Consider the following 21,655-nt stretch of genomic DNA (forward strand, 5'->3'; position numbering starts at 1 on the left):
TTCGGTGCGTCGGGTGCCTTCGTGTCGACGTCGACGGTGGTGTCCGTCGGCGTGGAGCTGTTCCCGGCCTTGTCGGAGGCGACGACCTCGAGGTGGTGGGACCCGTCCTTCAGCGGCTCGTCGAGTTCGACGGTCCAGTTGCCGTTCTCGTCGGCTTCGTCCTGTCCGATGACGTTGCCGTCTTCGTCGCGGATGATGACGGTCGCGCCGGGCTCGGCGGTGCCGGTGATGGGGCCCTTCCCGTCGGCGAGGTCGGTCGGGCTGGTGACCTTCGGTGCGTCGGGTGCCTTCGTGTCGACGTCGACGGTGGTGTCCGTCGGGTCGGAAGTGTTGCCGGCCTTGTCGGAGGCGACGACCTCGAGGTCGTGCTTGCCGTCGGTGAGGGGTTCGTCGAGTTCGATGGTCCAGTTGCCGTTCTCGTCGGCTTCGTCCTGCCCGATGACGTTGCCGTCTTCGTCGCGGACGACGACGACCGCGCCGGCTTCAGCGGTACCCGTGATCGGGCCCTTCCCGTCGGACAGGTCGGACGGGCTGGTCACGATGGGGGCGTCGGGCGCCTTGGTGTCCACGTCCACCGTGGTGTCCGTCGGGTCGGAGGTGTTGCCGGCCTTGTCGGAAGCCACGATCTCCAGGTCGTGGGACCCGTCCTTCAGTGGCTCCTCGAGTTCGACGGTCCAGTTGCCGTTCTCGTCGGCGGTGTCGCTGCCGATGACGTCGCCGTTCTCATCTCGGATGACGATCGCCGTCCCGGGCTCGGCGGTCCCGGTGATCGGACCCTTCCCGTCCGCGAGGTCAGCCGGGCTGGTCACCTTCGGGGCGTCGGGGGCCTCGGTGTCGACGTCGACAGTGGTCTTCGTCGGGTCGGAGGTGTTGCCGGCCGTGTCCTCGGCGACGATCTCGAGGTCGTGCTTGCCGTCCTTGAGTGGCTCGTCGAGTTCGACGGACCAGTCGCCGTTCTCCTTCGCGGTGTCGCGGCCGAGCTCGTTGCCCTCTTCGTCGCGGATGACCACGGTCGCGCCGGGCTCGGCGGTCCCGGTGATGGGGCCCTTCCCGTCGGACAGGTCCGACGGGCTGGTCACGACCGGCGCGTCGGGCGCGATCGTGTCGACGTCGACCGTGGTCGGGGTCGGCGTGGAGACGTTCCCGGCCTTGTCGGAGGCGATGACCTCGAGGTCGTGGGACCCGTCGGCGAGGGGCTCGTCGAGTTCGACGGTCCAGTCGCCGTTCTCCTTCGCGGTGTCGCGGCCGATCTCGTTGCCGTCCTCGTCGCGAATGATGACGACTGTCCCGGGCTCGGCGGTCCCGGTGATGGGGCCCTTCCCGTCGGACAGGTCCGACGGGCTCGTCACGACCGGCGGGTTCGGAGCGGCGTCGTCCACGTCGACCGTGATCGGCGTCGGGTTCGAGACGTTCCCGGCCGTGTCCTGCGCGACGATCTCGAGCTCATGCGCGCCGTCGGAGAGCGGCTGGTCGAGCACGATCTCGAACTGACCGTCGCCGTTCGCTTCGTCGCGGCCGAGCTCGTTGCCGTCCTCGTCGCGGATGATGACGGTGGAGCCGGGCTCAGCAGACCCGGTGAAGGGACCGCTGCCGTCGGCCAGGTACTCAGGCGTCGTGCTGATCGGGGCGTCGGGTGCCGTCACGTCCGGAGCGGTGACCGTCACCGGCGTCGGGGCGGATTCGTTGCCGGCGTCGTCCTTCGCCACCGCGACCAGGTCATGGTCGCCCTCGTCGAGCGGCACGTCGAGATCGACTGCGAAGTCGCCGTCGTCGTTCGCGATGTCACGACCGAGCTCGTTGCCGTCCTCGTCGCGGATGACGACGACGGAGCCGGGCTCGGCGGTGCCGGTGACCGGGCCCGTGGGCGTCGCCAGGTCCTGACGGTCGAGTTCGGGTGCTGCTGGCGGGGTCGTGTCGGCGACGATCGCGGTCGCGCTGGTCGCCTCGGACTCGTTGCCGACGGCGTCCGCAGCGACGACCTCGAGGTCGGTCGACCCCTCGGGCAGCGGTGCGTCCAGCTCGACGGAGAACGACCCGTCGTCCTTCGCGACCCCGCGCCCGAGCTCGTTGCCGTCCTCGTCGCGGATGATGACCGTGGAGCCGGGGTCGGCGCTGCCCGTGATCGGACCGGTGGGGTCGGCGAGCGTTCCGGGGTCGTCGACGGTCGGGGCGCTCGGCGCAGTGGCGTCGACGTCGAGGGTCGCGGTGGTCGGCTTCGCCGTCATGTCGTTGCGGTGCTGGATGGCCGTGACCGTGACCGGCCCCTCAGCGAGGGCCTCGGTCACGGGGAACCTCCATGTGCCGTCGTCCTCGACCGGCACGGTGACGAGCTGCTGGTCGCCGACGGTCAGGTCGATGGTCCCACCAGGGACGCCCCGCCCGTGGATGACCGGCTTCGGGCCGACCTTCCCTGCGGGCACGTCGATGACCGCAGGGGTGAGGTCGACGGTGATCACCAGTGTCGTGGAGGTCTGGTCGCTGGTGTTCTCGAGGTCGGATCCGGGGTTGGGCGCGACGGAGCCGACGAGCGTGATCGTGTCCCCTGGCATGGCTGAAGCGTCGACCTTGAAGGGCACACGGATGTGCGCGTAGTTCGCCCCGCCCAGGTTCAACGGGTGCGGGTTCGCGTTGGTGCACGTGTTCGTCTTGCGGTCGGCGCTGTACGTGCAGCCCACCACGTTGGCGGTGCCGGAGTTGGAGACCGCGTAGGGAAGGCGCGCCGGGAAGGTGGCGGGGCCGGTGATCGTCCACGTGAGGTCCAGCACCCGAGAGGGGATAGCAACAGACCCGCGGTTCTTGAGGTTCAACGATGAGAAGTCGTCGACTTGCTGCCCCGGTAGTGCTCTGAAGGTACCTCCGCCCTCCGCGACCAGCGTCACGTCGGTCGCGCTGGGAGCGATCTCGGCGGACTCGTGCGCCGCATCCGGAGCGACGCTCGGCGTGGGCGTGGGCGTGGGCGTGGGAGTGGGAGCGGGCCCCTTCGGTGCTGCTGATGGCTCAGGCTCTGTCGGCGGCTCCGGCACTGGCACAGGCGCCGTCGGTCCCGGCGCCGGGGCGGTCTCGTCGACGGGCTCCGGAAGCGCCGCCGCCGCTTCTGATGCCTCGCCAGCCGACACCGGCGCCGTGCCGTCCTCGGTGGAAGTCGCTTCGACCGTGGCCTCCGTCGCGGCGGCCATGTCGGGCACGGCCAACGGCGCGAAGGCCAGCAGGAGCGCGGCGGCGGTGGTGGTCTTGTTCAGCGGGGGCATGCGATCTCCGATCCTCGGGTGTGAGCATCAGCATACGAAATATCAATAACGAACGCAATGCTTCACTCCCGGGAAACGGACCACCGAGCGCATCCGGATCGCGCATCCAGGCCGGATGCGGAAGTATGTATCGGTGACGATCATGACGGAACGGCCGGTCGACGAGTCGACGACCACTGAAACCGAGCGGCCCGGCAACGCGACGGCGAGGCACGACAACGTCGCGCTGCTCTCGGTCGCGACCACGGTGGCCGAGCGGGTGACGACCTCGGCGGACATCGAGGAGAAGCTCCGCGGGGTGCTCCGACGCCTGCGTCTGCCGATGGGGCTGCTCGAGCGCGTGGCCGGTGTCAAGGAGCGTCGCAACTGGGGTGAGGGGCAGTCGTTCCAGGACGCCGCCATCGACGCCGGACGCCGTGCCATGGCCGAGGCGGGCATCAAGCCGGAGGACGTCGGCCTGCTCATCAACACGTCGGTCACCCGTCCGCACCTCGAGCCCTCGGTCGCCGTGCGTCTGCACCACGGGCTCGGACTGCCGTCGTCGGCGATCAACTTCGACATCGCGAACGCCTGCCTCGGGTTCGTCAACGCCATGAGCGTCGCCGCGGGCATGATCGACTCCGGGCAGATCAAGTACGCACTCGTGGTCGACGGCGAGGACGCCGACCAGGTGCAGCTCAACACGATCGAGCGCCTGAACCAGGGCGGCCGGAACCGCAAGGACTTCATGAGCGAGTTCGCCAGCCTGACGCTCGGCTCCGGCGCTGCCGCCGCCGTGCTCGGCCCGGCGGACATGCACCCGGGTGGACACCGGATCGTCGGCGGCGTCACCCGTGCGGCGACCCAGTGGTACGACCTGTGCGTCGGCAGCGTCGACGGCATGTTCACGGACGCCAAGATGCTGCTCAAGGGCGGCATGGAGCTCGTCGTCGCGGCCTGGAACGAGGCCCGCGCCCACTTCGACTGGGCGGACATGGACCGCTACGTCCTGCACCAGGTCTCCGACGTGCACACCAACGCCTTCGTCGAGGCCATCGGCGTCCCGCGCGACAAGGTCCCCACCACGTACGAGCGCTTCGGCAACGTCGGCCCGGCGTCGATCCCGATCACCCTGGCGGACGAGGTCGCGAGCGGACGCATCCGCCCCGGCGACCGCGTCTTCCTCGGCGGGGTCGGCTCCGGCATCAACACGGCGATGATGGAACTCCGCTGGTGACATCGGGGCTGCCCCGCGTCGCCGCGAGCACCGCTCCGGCGACGCAGCCGCCCTCGCTGCCCGGCCTCGACCCCGCGTGGTCGCGCCTGGTCACGGTGCCGACAGACCGCGCGGTCCGGTCGGGAGGCTCGGATCACTCCGAGCGCACCTGGCACCTCCTCGACACGGCCGGGTCCCTGGCCGCGCTCGGCGTGGAACCGGTCGGCACGCTGCTGTGCGTGCACGGCAACCCGACGTGGTCCTACCTGTGGCGGTCGGTGCTCCGCACCTCGCTCGACGTCGCAGCCGCCGGCGGGCCGGCCTGGCGCGTGGTCGCCGTCGACCAGCTCGACATGGGCTTCTCGGAGCGCACCGGGGTCCTCCGCGGCCTGCCGCAGCGCGTCGCGGACCTCGGTGCACTGACGGACGAGCTCGGGCTGACCGGGCCCGTGGTCACCCTCGGTCACGACTGGGGCGGAGTCGTCTCCCTCGGCTGGGCCGTCGACCACCCGGACCTCGTGGTCGGTGTGACGACGTGCAACACCGCTGTGCACCAGCCCGACGACGCCCCGGTCCCGGCGCCGCTGCGCCTGGCGCTCCGCCCGCAGGTCCTCGGCCGCGGCACCGTCGTCACGCCCGCCTTCCTCGAGACGACGCTGGCGATCGCGCACCCGAAGCTCGACCGGGCCGTCGCGGACGGCTTCCGTGCCCCGTACCGCGGCGCTGCCCGGCGTGGTGGCATCGGCGGCTTCGTCGCGGACATCCCCGTCGACGCCGCGCACCCGAGCGCCCGTGAGCTCGACCGGATCGCGTCCGGCGTGGCCGCGCTCGACGTCCCCGCGCTGCTGCTCTGGGGGCCGCGCGACCCGGTGTTCCTGGAGCGGTACCTCGACGACCTGGCCGACCGGCTCCCGCACGCCGACGTACACCGCTTCGAGGGTGCCGGCCACCTCCTCCCGGAGGATGCCGACGTCGCCGGCACGATGTTCGACTGGTTGGGGGACCGTCTGCCGGACGGCCACGTGCCCACCGGGGACGAGCCGAGCCTCCCGGCCGCTCCTGCTGGGGACGCACGTCCGCTCTGGGCGGCGCTCGACGTGCTCCGCGACTCGGACGACGCGGCCCTCGTCGAGATGGCGACGCCGGGCGGCACCCGGACGATCAGCTGGCGCCTGCTGTCGCGACGCGTCGACGAGGTCGCAGCGGGGCTGCTCGACGTCGGCGTCCAGCCGGGGGACCGCGTCTCGCTGCTCGTGACGCCGGGTGCCGACCTGACCGCTGCCCTGTACGCCTGCATCCGCATCGGCGCGACCGTGGTCGTGGCGGACGCCGGACTCGGCCTGCGCGGCCTCACACGCGCCGTGAAGGGCGCACGGCCGGACTGGGTGATCGGGGCGCTGCCCGGTCTGGCGGCCGCCCGGGCGCTCGGGTGGCCCGGTCGGCGGATCGCGACGCTCGCGCTGCCGGCTCCCGCGCGTGCGGCGCTCCGGGTCGAGCACACGCTCGCCGGGGTCGCACGCCGTGGTGCCCGTCGTCTCGCCGGCGGCACCGCGCTGCCGGACGCCCCGCCGTCGGACACCCCGGCGGCCGTGCTCTTCACGTCCGGGTCGACCGGTCCCGCGAAGGGCGTTGTCTACACGCACGCGCAGCTCGGGGCCGTCCGCGACGTGCTCTCGGCGCAGTACGGCATCGGGGTCGGCACGGGGCTCGTCGCCGGCTTCGCACCGTTCGCGCTGCTCGGGCCCGCGCTCGGCGCCCGGTCCGTCGCGCCGGACATGAACGTCACCGCCCCGCGCACGCTCACCGCCTCGGCTGTGGCCGCGTCGGTGTCGGCTGCGGACGCGACCGTGGTGTTCCTGTCCCCGGCGGCGCTCGCGAACGTGGTCGCCACCGCGTCGGCGTTGGACGCCACCGAGCGGGCGGCGCTCGGCCGCGTGCGGTTGTTCCTGTCGGCGGGCGCTCCCGTGTCGGCGGCGCTGCTGACCGCGGCGACCCGGCTGATGCCGAACGCCAGCGCGCACACCCCCTACGGCATGACCGAGGGGCTGCTCATGACCGACGTCGACCTGCCCGCGATCCGGGCGGCTGCTTCGGCCGCCGTGGGTGACGGCGCTGGCGCTGGTGCCGGAGGGGTCTGCGTGGGGCGTCCTGCGGCGTCCGTGCAGGTGCGCATCGCGCCGCTGTCGGCGTCCGGGGTCCCGTCGGGCGAGCTCACCGACGAGCCCGACGTCACGGGCGAGATCGTCGTCGCGGCCCCGCATGTGCGCCAGGCGTACGACCGGCTGTGGCGGACGAACCGTGCGTCGCGCCTCGGGCTGACCGACCCGCGCGGCCACCGCACGGGTGACGTGGGCCACCTCGACGCCTCCGGGCAGCTCTGGGTCGAGGGGCGGCTGCAGCACGTCATCACCACGCCGTCGGGGGTGCTGACGCCCGTCGGGCCGGAACAGCGCATCGAGCGCGTGCAGGGCGTGGGACGGGTCGGCGTCGCCGGCATCGGACCCAGCGGCACCCAGCAGGTCGTCGCGGTCGTCGAGACCGTACCGGCAGCGCGGAAGCCGAGCCTGGCCTCGTCGGAGCTCGCCGCGGCCGTGCGTGCGGCAGCGGGGGTGTCCGTCGCCGCAGTGCTCGTCGTGCCGGTGCTGCCGACCGACATCCGGCACAACTCGAAGGTCGACCGCACGCGTCTGGCGCGCTGGGCGACGTCGGTGCTCAGCGGCGGGCGGATGGTGCGACCGTGAAGGTCCTCGTCACGGGGGCCAGCGGGTTCCTCGGGCAGGCCGTCGCGAGCGCGGTGCGGGACGCCGGCCACGAGGTCCGCACGTTCCAGCGTCGGCCGTCCGGGCGGGCCGGCGCGGGTGTCCCAGCGGCGTCCGGGGTCTCGGACGTGCTCGGGACGATGACCGACGCGGCTGCGGTCGCGCATGCGGTGGACGGGGTCGAGGCCGTCGTGCACCTCGCCGCCAAGGTCTCGCTCGCGGGTGACCCGGCCGACTTCGAGCGGGTGAACGTCGAGGGCACGCGGACGCTCCTGGCCGCGGCGCGGGCTGCTGGGGTGTCCCGGTTCGTGTTCGTGTCGTCGCCCTCGGTCGCCCACACCGGGTCGTCGATCTCCGGCGACGGTGCCGCACCGGCCTCCCCGGCGCAGGCGCGGGGTGACTACGCCCGCACGAAGGCCGCCGCGGAACTGCTCGCCCTCGCCGCGGACGCGCCCGGGTTCGCCGTCGTGGCCGTCCGCCCGCACCTGGTGTGGGGGCCCGGCGACACGCAGCTCGTCGGCCGGATCGTCGACCGAGCCGCACGAGGACGACTCCCGCTGCTCGACAGCGGTGCCGCGCTCATCGACTCCTGCTACGTCGACAACGCCGCCTCCGCGATGGTCGCCGCGCTCGACCGAGCCGACGCCGACGAGGTGCACGGCAACGCCTACGTCGTGACGAACGGGGAGCCCCGGCCGGTCGCGGACCTGCTCGACGGCATCTGCCGGGCGTCCGGCGTGCCGGCCCCGCGGTGGCACGTGCCCGCGGGCGTCGCCCGTGCCGCCGGGTCCCTCGTCGAGGCCGTGTGGCGCGTCCGCCCGGGTGAGGACGAGCCGCCGATGACACGGTTCCTGGCCGAGCAGCTGTCGACGTCGCACTGGTTCGACCAGCGACGCACCCGGCAGGACCTCCGATGGGAGCCCAGCGTGTCGATCGACGAGGGACTGCGCCGACTCGCGGGCTGACGTCCCCGCGTCGCGCCACGCCGTGTCGTGCGGCCTGGAGGCTCGTGCCCTGTGCCCCAGGTCTGCTGCGTCCGTAGTGTCGAGGACATGACAACAACCGTGCTCGTCGCCGGCGCCACCGGAGACCTCGGGGGCCGCATCGTCGGCTCGCTCCTCGACCTCGACACCCGGGTGCGCGTGCTCACGCGCCCTGGCAGCTCCTCCGCCACCGAGCAGTACGGCGGCGACGACCGCGTCGAGGTCGTCACCGCGGCCTACACCGACCGAGCGGCCCTCGTGGCGGCGCTCACGGGTGTCGAGGTCGTCGTCTCCGCGGTCAGCGGCACGCGCTCGGTGATCGTCGACGCGCAGACGGCCTTGCTCGCTGCCGCGGTCGAGGCCGGCGTGCCGCGCTTCATCCCGTCCGACTACTCCGCCGACTACCGGTCCATCACCCCGGGGACGAACCGGAACTTCGAGCTGCGCCGCGAGTTCGCCGCCACCCTCGACGCGGCACCGATCCGCGCCACGTCGATCCTCAACGGCGCGTTCGCCGACATGCTCACCGGACAGGCGCCCATGATCCTGTTCGACCGCCGCCGCGTGCTGTTCTGGTCGTCAGCCGACCAGGTCCTCGACTTCACCACGAAGGACGACGTCGCGCGCGTGACCGCCGCGGCAGCCCTGGACCCGGACGCACCGCGCGTCGTCGAGGTCGCGGGGGACCAGGTCACCGCCCGCTCCGTCGCCGACACCATGTCGCGCCTGACCGGGACGCCCTTCCGGCTGCAGTGGGCGGGCACGGCGACGACGCTCTCCGGCATGGCGAAGGTCGGGCGGCGCCTGTCGAAGGACCCGGACGAGCCCTTCCCGGCGTGGCAGGGGATGCAGTACTTCGTGAGCATGTTCAGCGGTGAGGCCGAGCTCCACCACGTGGACAACGACCGCTACGGCCCTCACCCGTGGACGAGGGTCGAGGACGTCCTGGCCGCGCACCTGGCGGCCTGACCGCCTGACCGCCCGGCGTCGGCGAGACGCCGGTGTCCTGGCGAGACGCCGGTGTCTGACGTACCCGGGTGTGCCGAGACGCCGGTGTCTGACGTACCCGGGTGTGCCGAGACGCCGGTGTCTGACGTACCCGGCCGTGCGAGACGCCGGTGTCTCGGTGAGACGCCTCGAGGTCGTCGAGACGCAGTGAAAAGTGGCGGCGTCTCGAGGCGAAGGCGGTGTCTCGCGCAGACGCCGGTGTCTCGCAGCCACACGCCGGCGTCTCGCCTCCACCCCGGCAACCGAAGACGCGGACGCAGCAGGACCGGGACGCTCGCGTCGGGAAGCGGGCGTCGGGCGTCGGCGGTACGGTCGTCGGATGGACAGGTCCGAGGTCATCGCTGCCGCCGCAGCCGCACACGCCGCCCGCATCGCCGCTGCCGGCGGTGACGACTCCGCCGCGCGGGACCGCGCCGAGTCGGCAGCGTCGGCGCCCCAGGACCACAGCCGTGTGGACGAGGCCGACCGAGCCGCCGACCGAACCGAGGGCGTCCTCTCCGACTGGCGCCGGATGGGCACCCGCCGCGGGGTGACACCGGACGACCAGGTCCGGGCAGCGTGGTCCGTCGGCGGCGTCCCCGACCCGGGCCCCGGCCGCGCGCTGGCGAACGTGCTGCTCTCGACGGCGGGGCACGCGGGCCGGGTCGCCGACGCCGCGCGCCGCAACGAACGCCTGAGCGGCGCCGCCCGCACGGCCGCGCGACGCACAGTCCGGCGGTACACGGACCACGGGGCGGAGATGTCGACCCTCGGGGACGTCCTGCGCGACCAGCAGCCCGACGCCGAGTAGGTCACACCGCCCGGAGCGAGTCATCCCGCGCGTTGGAGGTCGGAAGGAACGACCTCCAACGCGCGTTTCGACCTGCCATCGCGGGCGGTGTGGGAAGGAACAGGCGCGAACGCGGTGCACCACGCACCCCGGGAACGACGGGAGGCCCGGTGCCAGCTGGCACCGGGCCTCCCGTCCGGGGTCCCAGACGCTACGGGCGCAGGAGCACCTTGCCGACGCGACCGGCGGTGTCCGAGGCGCGGACCGCGTCGCGGACGTCCTCGAAGACGAAGGTCTCGGCGACGGGGAGCGTCAGCGAGCCGTCCAGCACGCGCTGGATGAGCTCGCCGAAGAGCTGCTGCTTCGTGTCGGCGGGCATGGTCCGCGACACGACACTGCCCCAGAAGCCCTTGACGGTGACCTGCTTGAAGATCACGGCGCCGGACGGGATCTCCATCGTCGGCGACGCCATGGCGCCGAACACGACGAGCGTGCCGTTCTCGCCGAGGGTCGAGACGATGTCGGCCGCGGCCTTCCCGCCGACGGACTCGACGCCCGCGACGATCGGGGCGCCGCCGGTGATGGCCGTGACCTGGTCCTGCCAGTCCTCGGCGTCGGTGGCGACGATGCGCTCGATGCCCTGCTCGCGGAGCTCGTCGACACCGGCTGCGCGACGCACGAGCCCGACGACGTTGATGCCCCGCGCGGCGGCGAGCTGCGCGACCATGCGGCCGACGGCGCCGTTCGCGGCGTTCTGGATGAGCCAGTCGCCCTCGTGCAGGTCGAGCGAGTGCAGCAGGCTGATGGCGCTGAACGGCATCGAGACGAGCTGGGCTGCTGACTCGTCGGTCATCGCCTCGGGCACGGGGATGAGCCCGGCCGCGTCGGCGACGTAGTACTCGGCCCAGACGCCGAAGGTCCCGCCGGCGACGCGCTGGCCGACGGAGAGGTTCGTGACGCCCTCGCCGAGGGCCTCGACGACGCCGAGCGCCTCGGTGCCGGACTGTGCGGGCAGCTCGGGCTTGAAGCCGTACGTGCCGCGGACGGTCCACAGGTCGTGGTTGTGGATGGGGGAGAGGACCGTGCGGACCAGGACCTGGCCGGCGGCGGGCTGCGGGACCGGGCGCTGCTCGACGGTCAGGACGTCGGCGGGCTCGGCGAAGGTCTGGTGGACGACGGCGCGCATGGTGGAGTCGGGCATGGGTCAGTCCTCCGAGACGGTGATGGTGACGTCGATGTTGCCGCGCGTCGCGTTCGAGTACGGGCACACCTGGTGGGCGGCGTCCGCGAGGGCCTGGGCCTGGTCGTGGTCCATGCCGGGGATGACGACCTCGAGCATGACGGCGAGCTGGAAGCCGCCCTGGCCGTTCGGGCCGATCTGCACGCGACCGCCGACGGACGAGTCGGTGACCTTGACCTTCTGCGAGCGGGCCACGCCCTGCAGTGCGGAGTGGAAGCAGGCGGCGTAGCCGGCGGCGAAGAGCTGCTCGGGGTTGGCGCCGTTGCCGGAGCCGCCCATGTCCTTCGGGATCGCCATGTCGAGGTCGACGCGGCCGTCGCTGGTGGCGACGTGGCCGTTCCGGCCCTCGCCGGTGGAGATCGCTTCTGCGGTGTAGAGGACGTCCATGGTGGAGGTTCCTTTCCTTCGTGGGGTCAGTGGTCCGCCGGCGCCGTGGTGGGCGCTGCGGCGGCGTGCATCGTCTCGGTGAGGCGGTGCAGGGTCTGGATGAGCTCGGCGGCGGCGCGTTCGTCGGGCAGCCCGGTGCCGGCGGCGATCCGCCCGGGGATGTCGGCGAGCTCACCCCGCAGGGCACGCCCGCGCTCGCCGGTGGTGACGGTGACGACGCGCTCGTCGGCACTGCGGCGCTCACGGCGTACCAGGTCCGACTGCTCCATGCGGCGCAGCAGCGGCGACAGGGTGCCGGAGTCGAGCTGCAGGTGCTCGCCGAGACCCGAGACGGTCTGGTCGCCCTCCACCCACAGGGTGACGAGGACGAGGTACTGCGGGTAGGTCAGCCCCCAGGGCTCGAGCATGGAGCGGTAGGCCTGCGTGGTGGCGCGGGTCGCTGCGTAGAGGGAGAAGCACACCATCTCGTCGGTCACGGGCATGACTCCACCGTGGCACACAACCGAGTTGCGCACAACCTTTCCGAGCGCCTGCTGAGCGAGCGCGCAGCGAGGCCGTTAGGCTGACGGGACCACTGATGACCAGCAACCACTCAGCCTCGGCACGAACAACGACCCCGCGAGTCGGCTCGTCGACGTCCCACGGCAAGACGATCCTGATCGGCGAGCACGCCGTGGTGTACGGCGCACCCGCCCTCGTGCTCCCGGTCAACGACGTCCGGGTCACCGCCACGGTCACGCCCACCCCGGACCGCGACGGCCACGGGCTCGAGTCCGCCGTGCACACCGGCCCGCTCGACCTCGCCCCCGCCGCGGTCATGCCCACGGTCACGGCGGTCACCGCCACCCTGCGGCACCTCGGCGTCACGGACCAGCACTTCCACGTGCGGGTCGACAGCGACGTGCCGACCGCCCGCGGCATGGGTTCGAGCGCCGCGGTCGCCGCTGCGGTCACGGCCGCCGTCGCCGACGCCCTCGGGGTGACGCTCGACGCCCAGACCCACCACGACCTGATCCAGGAGTGCGAACGCGTGGCCCACGGTCGGCCGTCCGGACTCGACGCCCGCGGGGTGGTCGCCGACGTGCCCGTGTGGTTCGAGGACGGCCGTATCGAGCCCGTCGACGTCACCGGGGAGTTCGTCTTCGTGGTCGCCGACACCGGCGTCCCCGGCCACACCCGTGACGCCGTCGCCGCCGTCCGCGAGCACCACGACCGGGCACCCGCCGAGGTCGATGCGGTGATCGGACAGATCGGCGACCTGGCCCGACGCGCACGGGGGACACTGGTGGACGGTGATGCCCAGGCGCTGGGTGCCACGATGGACGCCGCGCACGCACTGCTGACCACCCTCGACGTGTCGAGCGACGACCTCGACCGCCTGGTCGGTGCCGCCCGCAGCGCGGACGCCCTCGGCGCCAAGCTGACCGGCGGCGGACGGGGTGGCTGCGTCCTCACCCTCGCCGCCGACGGCGACCACGCGGTCCGGATCGCCGAGGCGCTCCGTGCCGCCGGTGCCACCGCCACCTGGACCACTCGGATCGGAGACCGTGCCTGATGACCACCACCGCCGTCGCGCACCCCAACATCGCCCTCGTGAAGTACTGGGGCAAGGCGGACGCCGACCTCGCGCTGCCCGCGACGGGCAGCGTCTCGATGGGCCTCGACGTCTTCCCGACGACGACCTCCGTCACCCTGCAGAGCGGACAGGAGGCCCGTGATGCGTTCGTCCTGAACGGTCGCGTCGTCGACGACGGTCCCCTGACGCGCGTCGAGCGGTTCCTCGACCTGGTCCGGCAGCTGGCGGGGAGCGACGCACGCGCGTCGGTCGAGTCGACGAACACGGTGCCGACGGGTGCCGGCCTGGCCTCGAGCGCCTCCGGCTTCGCGGCACTCGCCACGGCGGCCGCGGCGGCCTACGGCCTCGACCTGTCCGAGCGCGACCTGTCCCGGCTCGCCCGGCGCGGGTCGGGGTCGGCCACGCGGTCGATCCCCGGCGGGGTGTCCGTCTGGCACGCGGGCGATGACCAGGGCTCGTTCGCCGAGACGATCCCGGCGCCGCCGATGGCGATGGTCGTCGTGACGATCAACTCCGGCCCGAAGGAGATCGGCTCGCGCGAGGCCATGCGCCGCACCATCGCGACGTCGCCGTTCTACCCGGCCTGGGTCACGTCGACGACCACGACCGTGACCGACATGCTCGACGCCTGCGCGGCCGGGGACTTCACCCGCGTCGGCGAGCTCACCGAGAGCAACGCGCTCCGCATGCACGCCACGATCGAGGGCTCGTTCCCGCCCATCCGCTACCTCACCGCCCGCAGCGTCGCGGTGTTCGACGCCGTCGCCGAGCTGCGCGCATCCGGCCTCGAGGCCTACGCCACCGCCGACGCCGGGCCCAACGTCGTCGTGCTCACGAAGCCCGAGGACCGCGGTGCCGTGGCGTCCGCGCTCGGGCACCTGGGCGACGTCATCGAGTCCGGCACAGGACCCGCCGCGCGCGTGGTCCGCTCCGAAGGAACGGGGAGCCAGCCCGTCCAGAAGGAGACCGCCGAGTGATCGAGTTCCGCGCCCACGGCAAGTTGTTCGTCGCCGGAGAGTACGCCGTCGTCGAGCCCGGGCAGCCGTCCGTGCTCATCGCCCTCGACCGCGCCATCACGGCCACCGTCGCCGAGGGCCACGGCGCCGGCAGCGTGCACTCCGAGGAGTACGGACACCTGCCGCTGACGTGGACCCGGGCCGAGGACGGCCTGGCGCTCGACCGCGAGCACCACCCCTACGACTACGTGATGGCGACGATCGACCTCGTCGAGAAGCTCCGCGCCGAGCTCGGGATCGAGCCGCGCTTCCACGACCTGCGCATCATGAGCCAGCTCGACGACGCCAGCGGCCGCAAGTTCGGCCTCGGGTCGTCCGCCGCCGTGACCGTCGCGACCGTCGGTGCCCTCGACCGCTTCTACGGCCTCGGGCTGACCCAGCGCCAGCGCTTCCAGACGGCCCTGCTCGCCACCATCCGGGTGAACCCCCGCGCGTCCGGCGGCGACCTCGCCGCGAGCACGTTCGGCGGGTGGCTCCGCTACAGCGCCCCGGACCGCGAGCGTCTCGCCGAGCACCTCGAGTCCCGCACCGTGTCGGAGATCCTGCACGACGCCGCCGCGTGGGAGGGCTTCGACGTCGAACGCCTGCCCGAGCCCGAGGACCTGCGGCTGCTCGTCGGCTGGACCGGTTCGCCGGCGTCCACCACGAAGCTCGTCGGCGCCGTGCGTCGGCACCGCAACGGCGGCTACGCGACGTTCCTCGACGACAGCCGGAGCTGCGTCGACGACCTGACCACGGGCCTCCAGACCGGCGACGCCGAGCGCACACTCGACGCGCTCCGCCGGGCCCGCGGACTCATGCAGCGACTCGGCGACTCCGTCGGCTCGAGCATCGAGACCGACCGCCTGACCACGCTCTGCGACGTCGTCGAGCGCGCCGGCGGGGCGGCCAAGCCGTCCGGCGCCGGCGGCGGCGACTGCGGCATCGCGCTCGTCCCCGCGGACGGCGACATCCCGAGCATCCTCCGCGAGTGGGAGGCCCACGACATCCGGCACCTCACCATCGCCGTGCAACCCCCGGAAGGCCCCCTCGATGCGCACCGCTGACAAGACCACCACGCAGACCCCGATCCCGACCCGCTGGGTCGGTCCGATCCGGGTCAGCGGGAACGCGGTCGAGGGCGAGCACGAGGTGCCCCTCGCCACGTACGAGTCGCCGCTGTGGCCGTCCGTCGGCCGCGGTGCCCGCATCTCGCGCATGGTCGAGGGCGGCATCGTCGCGACGGTCGTCGACGAGCGGATGACCCGGTCGGTCGTCGTCCGGGCGTCGAGCGCTGCCGCCGCACACATGGCCACGGGACGGATCCTGGCGCGCCAGGCCGAGCTCGAGCAGGTCGTCGTCGGGCAGAGCCGGTTCGCCAAGCTCATCGAGGTGCACCCGGAGATCGTCGGGGACCTGCTGTTCCTGCGTTTCGCGTTCACCACGGGCGACGCCTCCGGCCACAACATGGTGACGCAGGCCGCGGACACGCTGCTGCCGACGATCCTGGCGTGGGAGCCGGACCTGTCGTACGTGTCGATCTCGGGCAACTTCTGCTCCGACAAGAAGGCCACGGCGGTGAACGGCATCCGCGGGCGCGGGCGGCACACGATCGCGGAGATCGTCCTGCCCGGCATGGTCGTCGAGCGCTTCCTGAAGTCCTCGACCGAGCGCATCGTGGAGCTGAACACCGCGAAGAACCTGGTCGGGTCGACGATCGCCGGGGCCCTGCGCTCCGCGAACGCCCACTACGCCAACATGCTGCTCGGCTTCTACCTGGCGACCGGGCAGGACGCCGCGAACATCGTCGAGGGCTCGCAGGGCATCACCTTCGCCGAGGCCCGCGGCGACGACCTGTACTTCTCCTGCTCGCTGCCGCACCTCATCGTCGGCACGGTCGGCAACGGCAAGGGCAACGACCTGCCCGTCGTCGAGGACGCCCTGGTGCGCCTCGGCTGCCGCGAGGACCGCGAGCCCGGCCTCAACGCACGGCGACTCGCCGGCCTCTGCGCCGCGACCGTGCTCTGCGGCGAGCTGTCCCTGCTCGCCGCGCAGACCAACCCCGGTGAACTCATGGCGGCGCACGTCGCCATGGAACGTGCCGGAACGACGAAGGGCGGCGACGCAGCATGAGCGCCATCGGCATCCACGACCTGGCGGTCGCGACGGGGCACCACGTGCTCGAACTGGACGACCTGGCCGAGCGGCTCGGCGTCGACCCCGCGAAGTACCACGTCGGCATCGGGCAGGACGCCTTCAGCGTGCCGGCGCCCGACGAGGACATCGTCACGATGGGCGCCGCCGCGGCCAAGCAGGTCATCGACCGGCACGGCTCCGACGGGATCCGCACGGTGCTGTTCGCCACCGAGTCCGGCATCGACCAGTCCAAGGCCGCCGGCGTCTTCGTGCACGGGCTGCTCGGCCTGCCGCAGGCCGTCCGCGTCGTCGAGCTGAAGCAGGCCTGCTACGGCGGCGCCGCGGCGCTCCAGCTCGCGCTCGGCATCATCGCGCGGAACCCCGACGAGCGCGTGCTCGTCATCGCCGCCGACGTCGCCCGCTACGACGTCGACACCGCCGCCGAGCCCACGCAGGGCGCCGGCGCGGTCGCGGTCCTGGTGTCCGCCGACCCCGACCTGATCGAGATCGAGCCGCTGTCCGGGCTGTTCACCGCGGACGTCGACGACTTCTGGCGGCCGAACGACCGCTCCACCGCGCTGGTCGACGGGCGGCTGTCCGTCAGCGCCTACGTCGACGCGTTCATCGGCGCGTGGGACGACCTCGCTGCGCGCGGGGGCCCGGCCTACGACACGATCGACCGCTTCGTGCACCACCAGCCCTTCACGAAGATGGCGCTCAAGGCCCACCGCAAGCTCACCCAGCACGTGGGCGTGCCGTTCGACGAGACCGAGCTGCAGACCGGCTTCACGTACAACCGGCAGGTCGGGAACACCTACACGGCGTCGCTCTGGATCGCGCTCGCGGCGGTGCTCGACCTCGACGACGACCTCGACGGCACCCGCATCGGGATGTTCAGCTACGGCTCGGGCAGCGTCGGCGAGCTCATCACCGGCGTCGTGCGCCCCGGGTACCGCGACCACCGTCGCCAGGGTGCCGTCCGCGCCGACCTCGAGGCCCGTGTGCCGCTGACCGTCGACGCGTACCGCGCCCTGCACGCCGACGGCGCGGCGACGAGCCAGGACGTCGCCCGTCCCCGCGTGACGGCGGCCCCGTTCCGGTTCGCCGGCGTGCTCGGCGGCGCGCGGCACTACGAGGCGACCACCCCCGCGGCCTGAGCCGCGGGACGGGCGTACCCCGGTCCTCCCGTATCGTTGTCATGACGACTGCGAGGGGATGACGATGCACGACCAGGTCCGCGACCTCGTCGCGTCGCTCCCGCCAGCCCCGCGCCTGTCCGACGTCGTCGACGCCGTCGCCGGACGGGTCGGCAAACCCGTCCGGGTCGTCGACGTCGACGGACCGAGCTGGGGCGGCCTGACCGCCCTCGTGGCGCAGCACGACCACGAGGCGATGGTCCTCGTGCCGACCACTGCACCGCCGCTCTACCGGATGCACTGTGTGCTGCACGAGCTCGGGCACCTGGTCCGCGGTGACACCGGCGCCCCGCCGTCGACGCAGCTCGGCTTCGACACCTGGGTCTCCGGCGGACACGTGTGCCAGCGGTCCCTCGATGACCGACCGGACCTGGTCGGTGCCGGTGGTGCGGACGAGCACTTCGCCGAGGCGTTCGCGTACGACCTCGCGCAGGTGCTGCTCGCCGGTACCGTCGACGCCGACGAACGGACCTACGGGTAGTGGTCGTCCTGCACGCCGCCACCTTCTGGTGCGCGGCACTGATCTTCCTGCTGCGAGCCCGGCACGTGTGGCGGAACCCCCGCGGCCGCGCCACGTGGGCGGCCACGGGGGTCGGCGCGCTCGGGCTCCTGACGCTCGGCAGCGTGGTGCCCCAGCGGGACCTCGACGCGCTGCTCGGCGGCACGAACGTCATCAACCTCGCGCAGAACCTGCTCGCCGCCACCGCGTTCTGGCTGATGCTCCGCGCGAGCACCCAGGACCTGCCCGAGCGGCCCCTGCTCGCGCGGCCGCGCTCGATCGTCGTGATGCTCGCGGCGTTCACGGTGCCGTTCCTGTTCATCCAGGACCGCGGCGGCACGGTGTTCACGTTCCTCATCGACGAGCTGCACCAGACCCCGACCTGGCTGTACGGGACGATCTACATGTGCGTCGTGGGGGCACTCGCGGCGTCGACCCTGGTGCGCGGCGTCCTGCGGAGTCCCGGTGCGCTCGTGGTGTTCCGGGTCGGGCTCGTGCTCGTGCTGGTGGCGAGCGTCGACCAGCTGCTCTCGATGGCGGCCGACCACTTCCAGCTGTTCGACGAACCGACCCGGGTCGTGCTGCGCTTCCTGTTCGACCCCCCCTTCTACGTCGGGATCGTGCTCGTCGTGGCCGCCATGGCGTCCCTGACCATGCGGCGGTGGAGCCGTGACGCCGAGTACGTCCGTCACGGTCGACGGCTGGAGCGCATCGCCCGGCGGCACGGCCTGCGCGACCGGGGCCGGCGCGGGGACCCACGGGTGCGGGCCTACGACCTGGTGATCGCGATCCGTGACGCCGAGGTGCAGGGGCAGACGCTGACGCCGTCCGAGGCCGGGCAGGTGCGGTCGGCGGAGTCAGTGCTGTCGCGGAGCCTGGTCGGATGAGCGGGGGCGTGGTGGTGGCGGTGCTCGTCGTGCTCCTGGTCGTGGTCGTGCTGCTGGGCCTGCTCGTCGTCGTCCGGCGGGTCGTGGGGCGGGTCGTGCTGCCCGGGCAGGAGCGGTGGACGCCGGTGCTCGCCGTGGACGCGTCGTCGATCACGCTGCCGCTCTCGGACGAGACGCTGAGTGCGGGGACGTTCGGGCTGTGGCACGGCGAGGGCGAGGGCGAGGGCGGAGACGCCGGTGCCGGCGTCGTCGGGCACGCTGTCGTCGGGCGCACAGTCGTCGGGCACACCGTGGTCGGGCCGGTGCTCGACGTCGACGAGGCGCGGGGCACCGTCCGCCGCGCCGTGCTCGACACCGTCGGGGCGCCACCCACCGAGGTCCGCTGGACGGGCCACGCGCTCCGCCACCCCTCGGTGCTCGGCACCCCATGGAACGAGGTCGCCGTCCCGACGGCGCTGGGCCCGGCACCCGCGTGGCAGGTCTCGCCGCCAGCCGACGACGGGACCACCGCGTCCCGGACCTGGGCCGTCCACGTGCACGGCATCCGCACCACCCGCGTCACCGCGCTCCGGACCGTCCCCGCGGCGACCGCGCTCGGCTGGACCTCGCTGGTGCCGTCCTTCCGCGGGGACGGCGAGGCCCCGTCGGACGCTCGAGCCTCCCACCTCGGAGCGCGCGAGTGGCCCGACGTCGAGGCCGCCCTCGACCACGCCGTCGCCCACAGCGCAGAACGGCTGGTCCTGGTCGGCTGGTCGATGGGCGCGACGATCACCCGCGAACTCCTTGTGCACTCGGCGCACCGCGCACGCATCGTCGGGCTCGTGCTGGTCGCCCCCGCGCTCGACTGGGCGACGACGGTGCAGACGGCAGCCGCACGCTCCGGGCTGCCCGATGTCGTCGTCCGCCTGGCGCTCGGCAGCATGGCCACGCCGGGGACCTGCCGGCTCGTCGGACTGCGGTCGCCGGTCGACGTCCGGGCGCTGTCGTGGGTGCTCGACCCGTCCGCGCCGCCGCTCGACCACCTGCCGCCGACGCTCGTCGTGCACTCGCCGGGGGACCCGACCGTGCCGTTCCGGCTCAGCGAGCAGTTCGCGGCGCAGCACCCCGGCGTGGTGACCCTGGCGGTGAGCGAGCCGACCGGGCACGGCTGGGAGCGGAACCGCGACGCGGCCTGGTTCGACGCGCAGGTCACCGGATGGGGCGCCGCGCTCGATTGACGCGCGCACCCCGCCCGGCCCTGCCATTTCCTGATCGCGCGCTGACGAATCCGGTCGGCGAAGCCCGAGGATCGCGAACCCGATCCGTCACCCCGCGATGTCGGATCCGGCGCCTGGGGCTCGGCGCCCGGTGCCCGGCGGCCCACGGCCGGCGCACCACGCCCGAGTGTGCCTTCCGCATGGGTCAGCCACCGCGGCGGCCGCCCAAGCCGCCGCGCCGACCTCCTGCTCGACCAAACCGGCTCGACCCGGCCCGGCCTGGCCCGCACCACCCGGCAGGCCGTCTTCCGTTCGCGCGCTGACGAATCCGGTCGGCGAAGCCCGAGGATCGCGAACCCGATCCATCACCGCGCGATTTCGGAACCGGCGCCCGGCGGCTCATGGGCGCACGCTCATGCAGCGGCCGCCCAAGCCGACCCCGCCCGCCCGCCGACCCGCCCGCCCTCCGACCCGCCGGCCGTGTCCCGTGCGCGCGCTGACGAATTCGGTCGGCGAAGCCCGAGGATCGCGAACCGGATCCGTCACCGCGCGATTTCCAATCCCGCCCGGTGCCCGGTGCCCGGTGCCCGGTGCCCGGTGCCCGGCGGCCCAGGGCTCAATGCGCCCGCCGGGCAGGGCCGACCCCGCCCGGCCCTGCCCGGTGCTGCACCACCCGACAGGCTGTATCCCGTTCGCGGGCTGACGAATCTGGTCGGCGAAGCCCGAGGATCGCGAACCGGATTCGTCACCACGCGAGTTCGAATCCGCCGCCCGGCGGCTGATGCGCAAGCACGCCCGCTCACGCTGCGGTCGCCCCAGCCGAACGCGCCCGACCCCGACCCCGATCCGCCCGCCTGCCAGCCCCGCCGCCCCGCCTGCCAGCCCCGCTGCCCCGCTGCCCCGCCTGCCCGCCGGCCCGCCGGCCCGCCGGCCTGGCAAGCCGTGTCTCGATCGCGCGCTGACGGATCCGGTCGGCGAAGCCCGAGGATCGCGAACCCGATCCGTCACCGCGCGATTTCGGAACCGGCGCCCAGCGGCCCGCGGCTGAGCGCGCCCCCGCTGAATCCGCCCGCCACCGCAGGAGCCGCCCAACCCAACCCCACCCGATCCCGTCCGGCCCGGCCCTCGCCGCGGACACCCGGCAGCGGCCGCACGCACAGGAGAGTAGACAGAGCCATGGGACAGCTCATCTACGCCGGCGAGGCACTCGACCTGCACATCGACGACCGGGCCCTGACGCACCTGCAGATCGTCATCGTCAACCTGCTGCGGCGTGACCACCGCTTCGTGTTCTCGTGGAAGGACGACGTCACGCACGGGGACGGTCGCAGCAGCATCTGGCTGCACCCGAACGCGAGCCTGCACTTCAGCTTCGCCGGCGGCCGTACGCCCTCGATCAACCGCTCGTGGCTCGAGCAGCTCTACGCATCGGCGTCGTCCGGGTCCGGACTCGTGCTCACGCCCGAGCCGGCCGACACCACCGTCGCCGACGACTCACCGTGGTCGCGAGCGGTCGCACCAGGCTCCGACGACGCCTGACCCGTCAACCGGTCCGGCCCCGTGCACGTATAACATCATGAA

At 73.0% G+C, this 21,655-nt stretch carries 18 protein-coding genes; 14 read left to right on the plus strand and 4 right to left on the minus strand.

All coding sequences use genetic code 11. The annotated features are described in order from the left end of the window. Positions 1 to 2,765, minus strand: a 2,765-nt coding sequence (locus ITJ54_RS11450) for an Ig-like domain-containing protein (RefSeq protein WP_323741695.1), incomplete at its 3' end; no start/stop codon positions are given. Between the two features lie 625 nt (positions 2,766 to 3,390). On the opposite strand from ITJ54_RS11450, the gene ITJ54_RS11455 reads away from it, so the two are divergent. The 5 genes from ITJ54_RS11455 (at position 3,391) to ITJ54_RS11475 (ending at position 9,983) form a co-directional block, all read left to right on the plus strand. Beyond that, the gene (locus ITJ54_RS11455) at positions 3,391 to 4,464 is read left to right on the plus strand and encodes a 3-oxoacyl-ACP synthase III (RefSeq protein ID WP_194628776.1); all 1,074 of its coding nucleotides are present in this window, start codon (positions 3,391 to 3,393) and stop codon (positions 4,462 to 4,464) included. Beyond that, positions 4,461 to 7,184: an alpha/beta fold hydrolase gene (locus ITJ54_RS11460; RefSeq protein ID WP_323741696.1), complete on the plus strand. Its 2,724-nt coding sequence runs from the start codon at positions 4,461 to 4,463 to the stop codon at positions 7,182 to 7,184. The genes ITJ54_RS11455 and ITJ54_RS11460 overlap by 4 nt, the downstream gene beginning before the upstream one ends. Further along, entirely contained in the window at positions 7,181 to 8,167 is a 987-nt protein-coding gene (locus ITJ54_RS11465) for an NAD-dependent epimerase/dehydratase family protein (protein WP_194628384.1), read from the plus strand. Before ITJ54_RS11460 ends, ITJ54_RS11465 begins: the two co-directional genes overlap by 4 nt. A gap of 87 nt (positions 8,168 to 8,254) precedes the next feature. Then, positions 8,255 to 9,154 carry an NmrA family NAD(P)-binding protein gene (locus tag ITJ54_RS11470; RefSeq protein ID WP_194628385.1) on the plus strand — a complete coding sequence of 300 codons (900 nt, stop codon included), beginning with the start codon at positions 8,255 to 8,257 and terminating at the stop codon, positions 9,152 to 9,154. Between the two features lie 358 nt (positions 9,155 to 9,512). Beyond that, positions 9,513 to 9,983, plus strand: a complete 471-nt coding sequence (locus tag ITJ54_RS11475; protein WP_194628386.1) for a hypothetical protein — start codon at positions 9,513 to 9,515, stop codon at positions 9,981 to 9,983. A gap of 190 nt (positions 9,984 to 10,173) precedes the next feature. On the opposite strand, the gene ITJ54_RS11480 is transcribed toward ITJ54_RS11475, so the two are convergent. From ITJ54_RS11480 to ITJ54_RS11490, 3 genes are read right to left on the minus strand one after another with little or no spacing between them, the layout of a single operon-like run. After that, a complete protein-coding gene (locus ITJ54_RS11480; RefSeq protein WP_194628780.1) occupies positions 10,174 to 11,148 on the minus strand; it encodes a zinc-binding dehydrogenase in 975 nt (324 codons plus the stop codon). Between the two features lie 18 nt (positions 11,149 to 11,166). Beyond that, positions 11,167 to 11,589 carry an organic hydroperoxide resistance protein gene (locus ITJ54_RS11485; protein ID WP_071278111.1) on the minus strand — a complete coding sequence of 141 codons (423 nt, stop codon included), beginning with the start codon at positions 11,587 to 11,589 and terminating at the stop codon, positions 11,167 to 11,169. A gap of 26 nt (positions 11,590 to 11,615) precedes the next feature. Next, complete coding sequence (locus tag ITJ54_RS11490) at positions 11,616 to 12,071, minus strand: MarR family winged helix-turn-helix transcriptional regulator (RefSeq protein ID WP_194628388.1); 456 nt, start codon at positions 12,069 to 12,071, stop codon at positions 11,616 to 11,618. 95 nt (positions 12,072 to 12,166) lie between these two features. Here ITJ54_RS11490 and mvk point away from each other — a divergent pair, with 95 nt between their 5' ends. The 9 genes from mvk (at position 12,167) to ITJ54_RS11535 (ending at position 21,613) form a co-directional block, all read left to right on the plus strand. Beyond that, complete coding sequence (gene mvk / locus ITJ54_RS11495) at positions 12,167 to 13,144, plus strand: mevalonate kinase (RefSeq protein ID WP_194628390.1); 978 nt, start codon at positions 12,167 to 12,169, stop codon at positions 13,142 to 13,144. Then, on the plus strand, positions 13,144 to 14,142 hold the full coding sequence (gene mvaD, locus ITJ54_RS11500; protein WP_228509305.1) for a diphosphomevalonate decarboxylase: 999 nt from the start codon (positions 13,144 to 13,146) through the stop codon (positions 14,140 to 14,142). The genes mvk and mvaD overlap by 1 nt, the downstream gene beginning before the upstream one ends. After that, positions 14,139 to 15,227: a phosphomevalonate kinase gene (locus tag ITJ54_RS11505; protein WP_194628392.1), complete on the plus strand. Its 1,089-nt coding sequence runs from the start codon at positions 14,139 to 14,141 to the stop codon at positions 15,225 to 15,227. The genes mvaD and ITJ54_RS11505 overlap by 4 nt, the downstream gene beginning before the upstream one ends. Beyond that, positions 15,214 to 16,293 carry a hydroxymethylglutaryl-CoA reductase gene (locus tag ITJ54_RS11510; RefSeq protein WP_194628394.1) on the plus strand — a complete coding sequence of 360 codons (1,080 nt, stop codon included), beginning with the start codon at positions 15,214 to 15,216 and terminating at the stop codon, positions 16,291 to 16,293. The genes ITJ54_RS11505 and ITJ54_RS11510 overlap by 14 nt, the downstream gene beginning before the upstream one ends. Beyond that, positions 16,290 to 17,453: a hydroxymethylglutaryl-CoA synthase gene (locus ITJ54_RS11515; RefSeq protein WP_194628396.1), complete on the plus strand. Its 1,164-nt coding sequence runs from the start codon at positions 16,290 to 16,292 to the stop codon at positions 17,451 to 17,453. The genes ITJ54_RS11510 and ITJ54_RS11515 overlap by 4 nt, the downstream gene beginning before the upstream one ends. A 64-nt stretch (positions 17,454 to 17,517) precedes the next feature. Beyond that, a complete protein-coding gene (locus ITJ54_RS11520; protein ID WP_194628398.1) occupies positions 17,518 to 17,973 on the plus strand; it encodes a hypothetical protein in 456 nt (151 codons plus the stop codon). Further along, on the plus strand, positions 17,973 to 18,878 hold the full coding sequence (locus ITJ54_RS11525) for a hypothetical protein (protein ID WP_194628400.1): 906 nt from the start codon (positions 17,973 to 17,975) through the stop codon (positions 18,876 to 18,878). Before ITJ54_RS11520 ends, ITJ54_RS11525 begins: the two co-directional genes overlap by 1 nt. Then, positions 18,875 to 20,095 carry an alpha/beta hydrolase family protein gene (locus ITJ54_RS11530; protein ID WP_194628401.1) on the plus strand — a complete coding sequence of 407 codons (1,221 nt, stop codon included), beginning with the start codon at positions 18,875 to 18,877 and terminating at the stop codon, positions 20,093 to 20,095. The genes ITJ54_RS11525 and ITJ54_RS11530 overlap by 4 nt, the downstream gene beginning before the upstream one ends. A gap of 1,155 nt (positions 20,096 to 21,250) precedes the next feature. After that, positions 21,251 to 21,613 (plus strand): ATP-dependent DNA ligase, encoded by a 363-nt coding sequence (locus ITJ54_RS11535; protein WP_194628402.1) that lies wholly within the window; start codon positions 21,251 to 21,253, stop codon positions 21,611 to 21,613. The last annotated feature ends 42 nt before the right edge of the window (positions 21,614 to 21,655 follow it).

It is taken from the genome of Curtobacterium sp. VKM Ac-2865 (assembly GCF_015350905.1).
Taxonomy (GTDB): Bacteria; Actinomycetota; Actinomycetes; order Actinomycetales; family Microbacteriaceae; genus Curtobacterium.

Excerpts from the sequence above, each read along its gene's own strand:
- ITJ54_RS11455 (WP_194628776.1), top strand. The coding sequence starts at position 3,391 with ATGACGGAACGGCCGGTCGACGAGTCGACGACCACTGAAACCGAGCGG.
- ITJ54_RS11470 (WP_194628385.1), top strand. The coding sequence starts at position 8,255 with ATGACAACAACCGTGCTCGTCGCCGGCGCCACCGGAGACCTCGGGGGC.
- ITJ54_RS11475 (WP_194628386.1), top strand. The coding sequence starts at position 9,513 with ATGGACAGGTCCGAGGTCATCGCTGCCGCCGCAGCCGCACACGCCGCC.
- ITJ54_RS11480 (WP_194628780.1), bottom strand. The coding sequence starts at position 11,148 with ATGCGCGCCGTCGTCCACCAGACCTTCGCCGAGCCCGCCGACGTCCTG.
- ITJ54_RS11485 (WP_071278111.1), bottom strand. The coding sequence starts at position 11,589 with ATGGACGTCCTCTACACCGCAGAAGCGATCTCCACCGGCGAGGGCCGG.
- ITJ54_RS11490 (WP_194628388.1), bottom strand. The coding sequence starts at position 12,071 with ATGCCCGTGACCGACGAGATGGTGTGCTTCTCCCTCTACGCAGCGACC.
- mvk (WP_194628390.1), top strand. The coding sequence starts at position 12,167 with ATGACCAGCAACCACTCAGCCTCGGCACGAACAACGACCCCGCGAGTC.
- mvaD (WP_228509305.1), top strand. The coding sequence starts at position 13,144 with ATGACCACCACCGCCGTCGCGCACCCCAACATCGCCCTCGTGAAGTAC.
- ITJ54_RS11510 (WP_194628394.1), top strand. The coding sequence starts at position 15,214 with ATGCGCACCGCTGACAAGACCACCACGCAGACCCCGATCCCGACCCGC.
- ITJ54_RS11515 (WP_194628396.1), top strand. The coding sequence starts at position 16,290 with ATGAGCGCCATCGGCATCCACGACCTGGCGGTCGCGACGGGGCACCAC.
- ITJ54_RS11520 (WP_194628398.1), top strand. The coding sequence starts at position 17,518 with ATGCACGACCAGGTCCGCGACCTCGTCGCGTCGCTCCCGCCAGCCCCG.
- ITJ54_RS11530 (WP_194628401.1), top strand. The coding sequence starts at position 18,875 with ATGAGCGGGGGCGTGGTGGTGGCGGTGCTCGTCGTGCTCCTGGTCGTG.
- ITJ54_RS11535 (WP_194628402.1), top strand. The coding sequence starts at position 21,251 with ATGGGACAGCTCATCTACGCCGGCGAGGCACTCGACCTGCACATCGAC.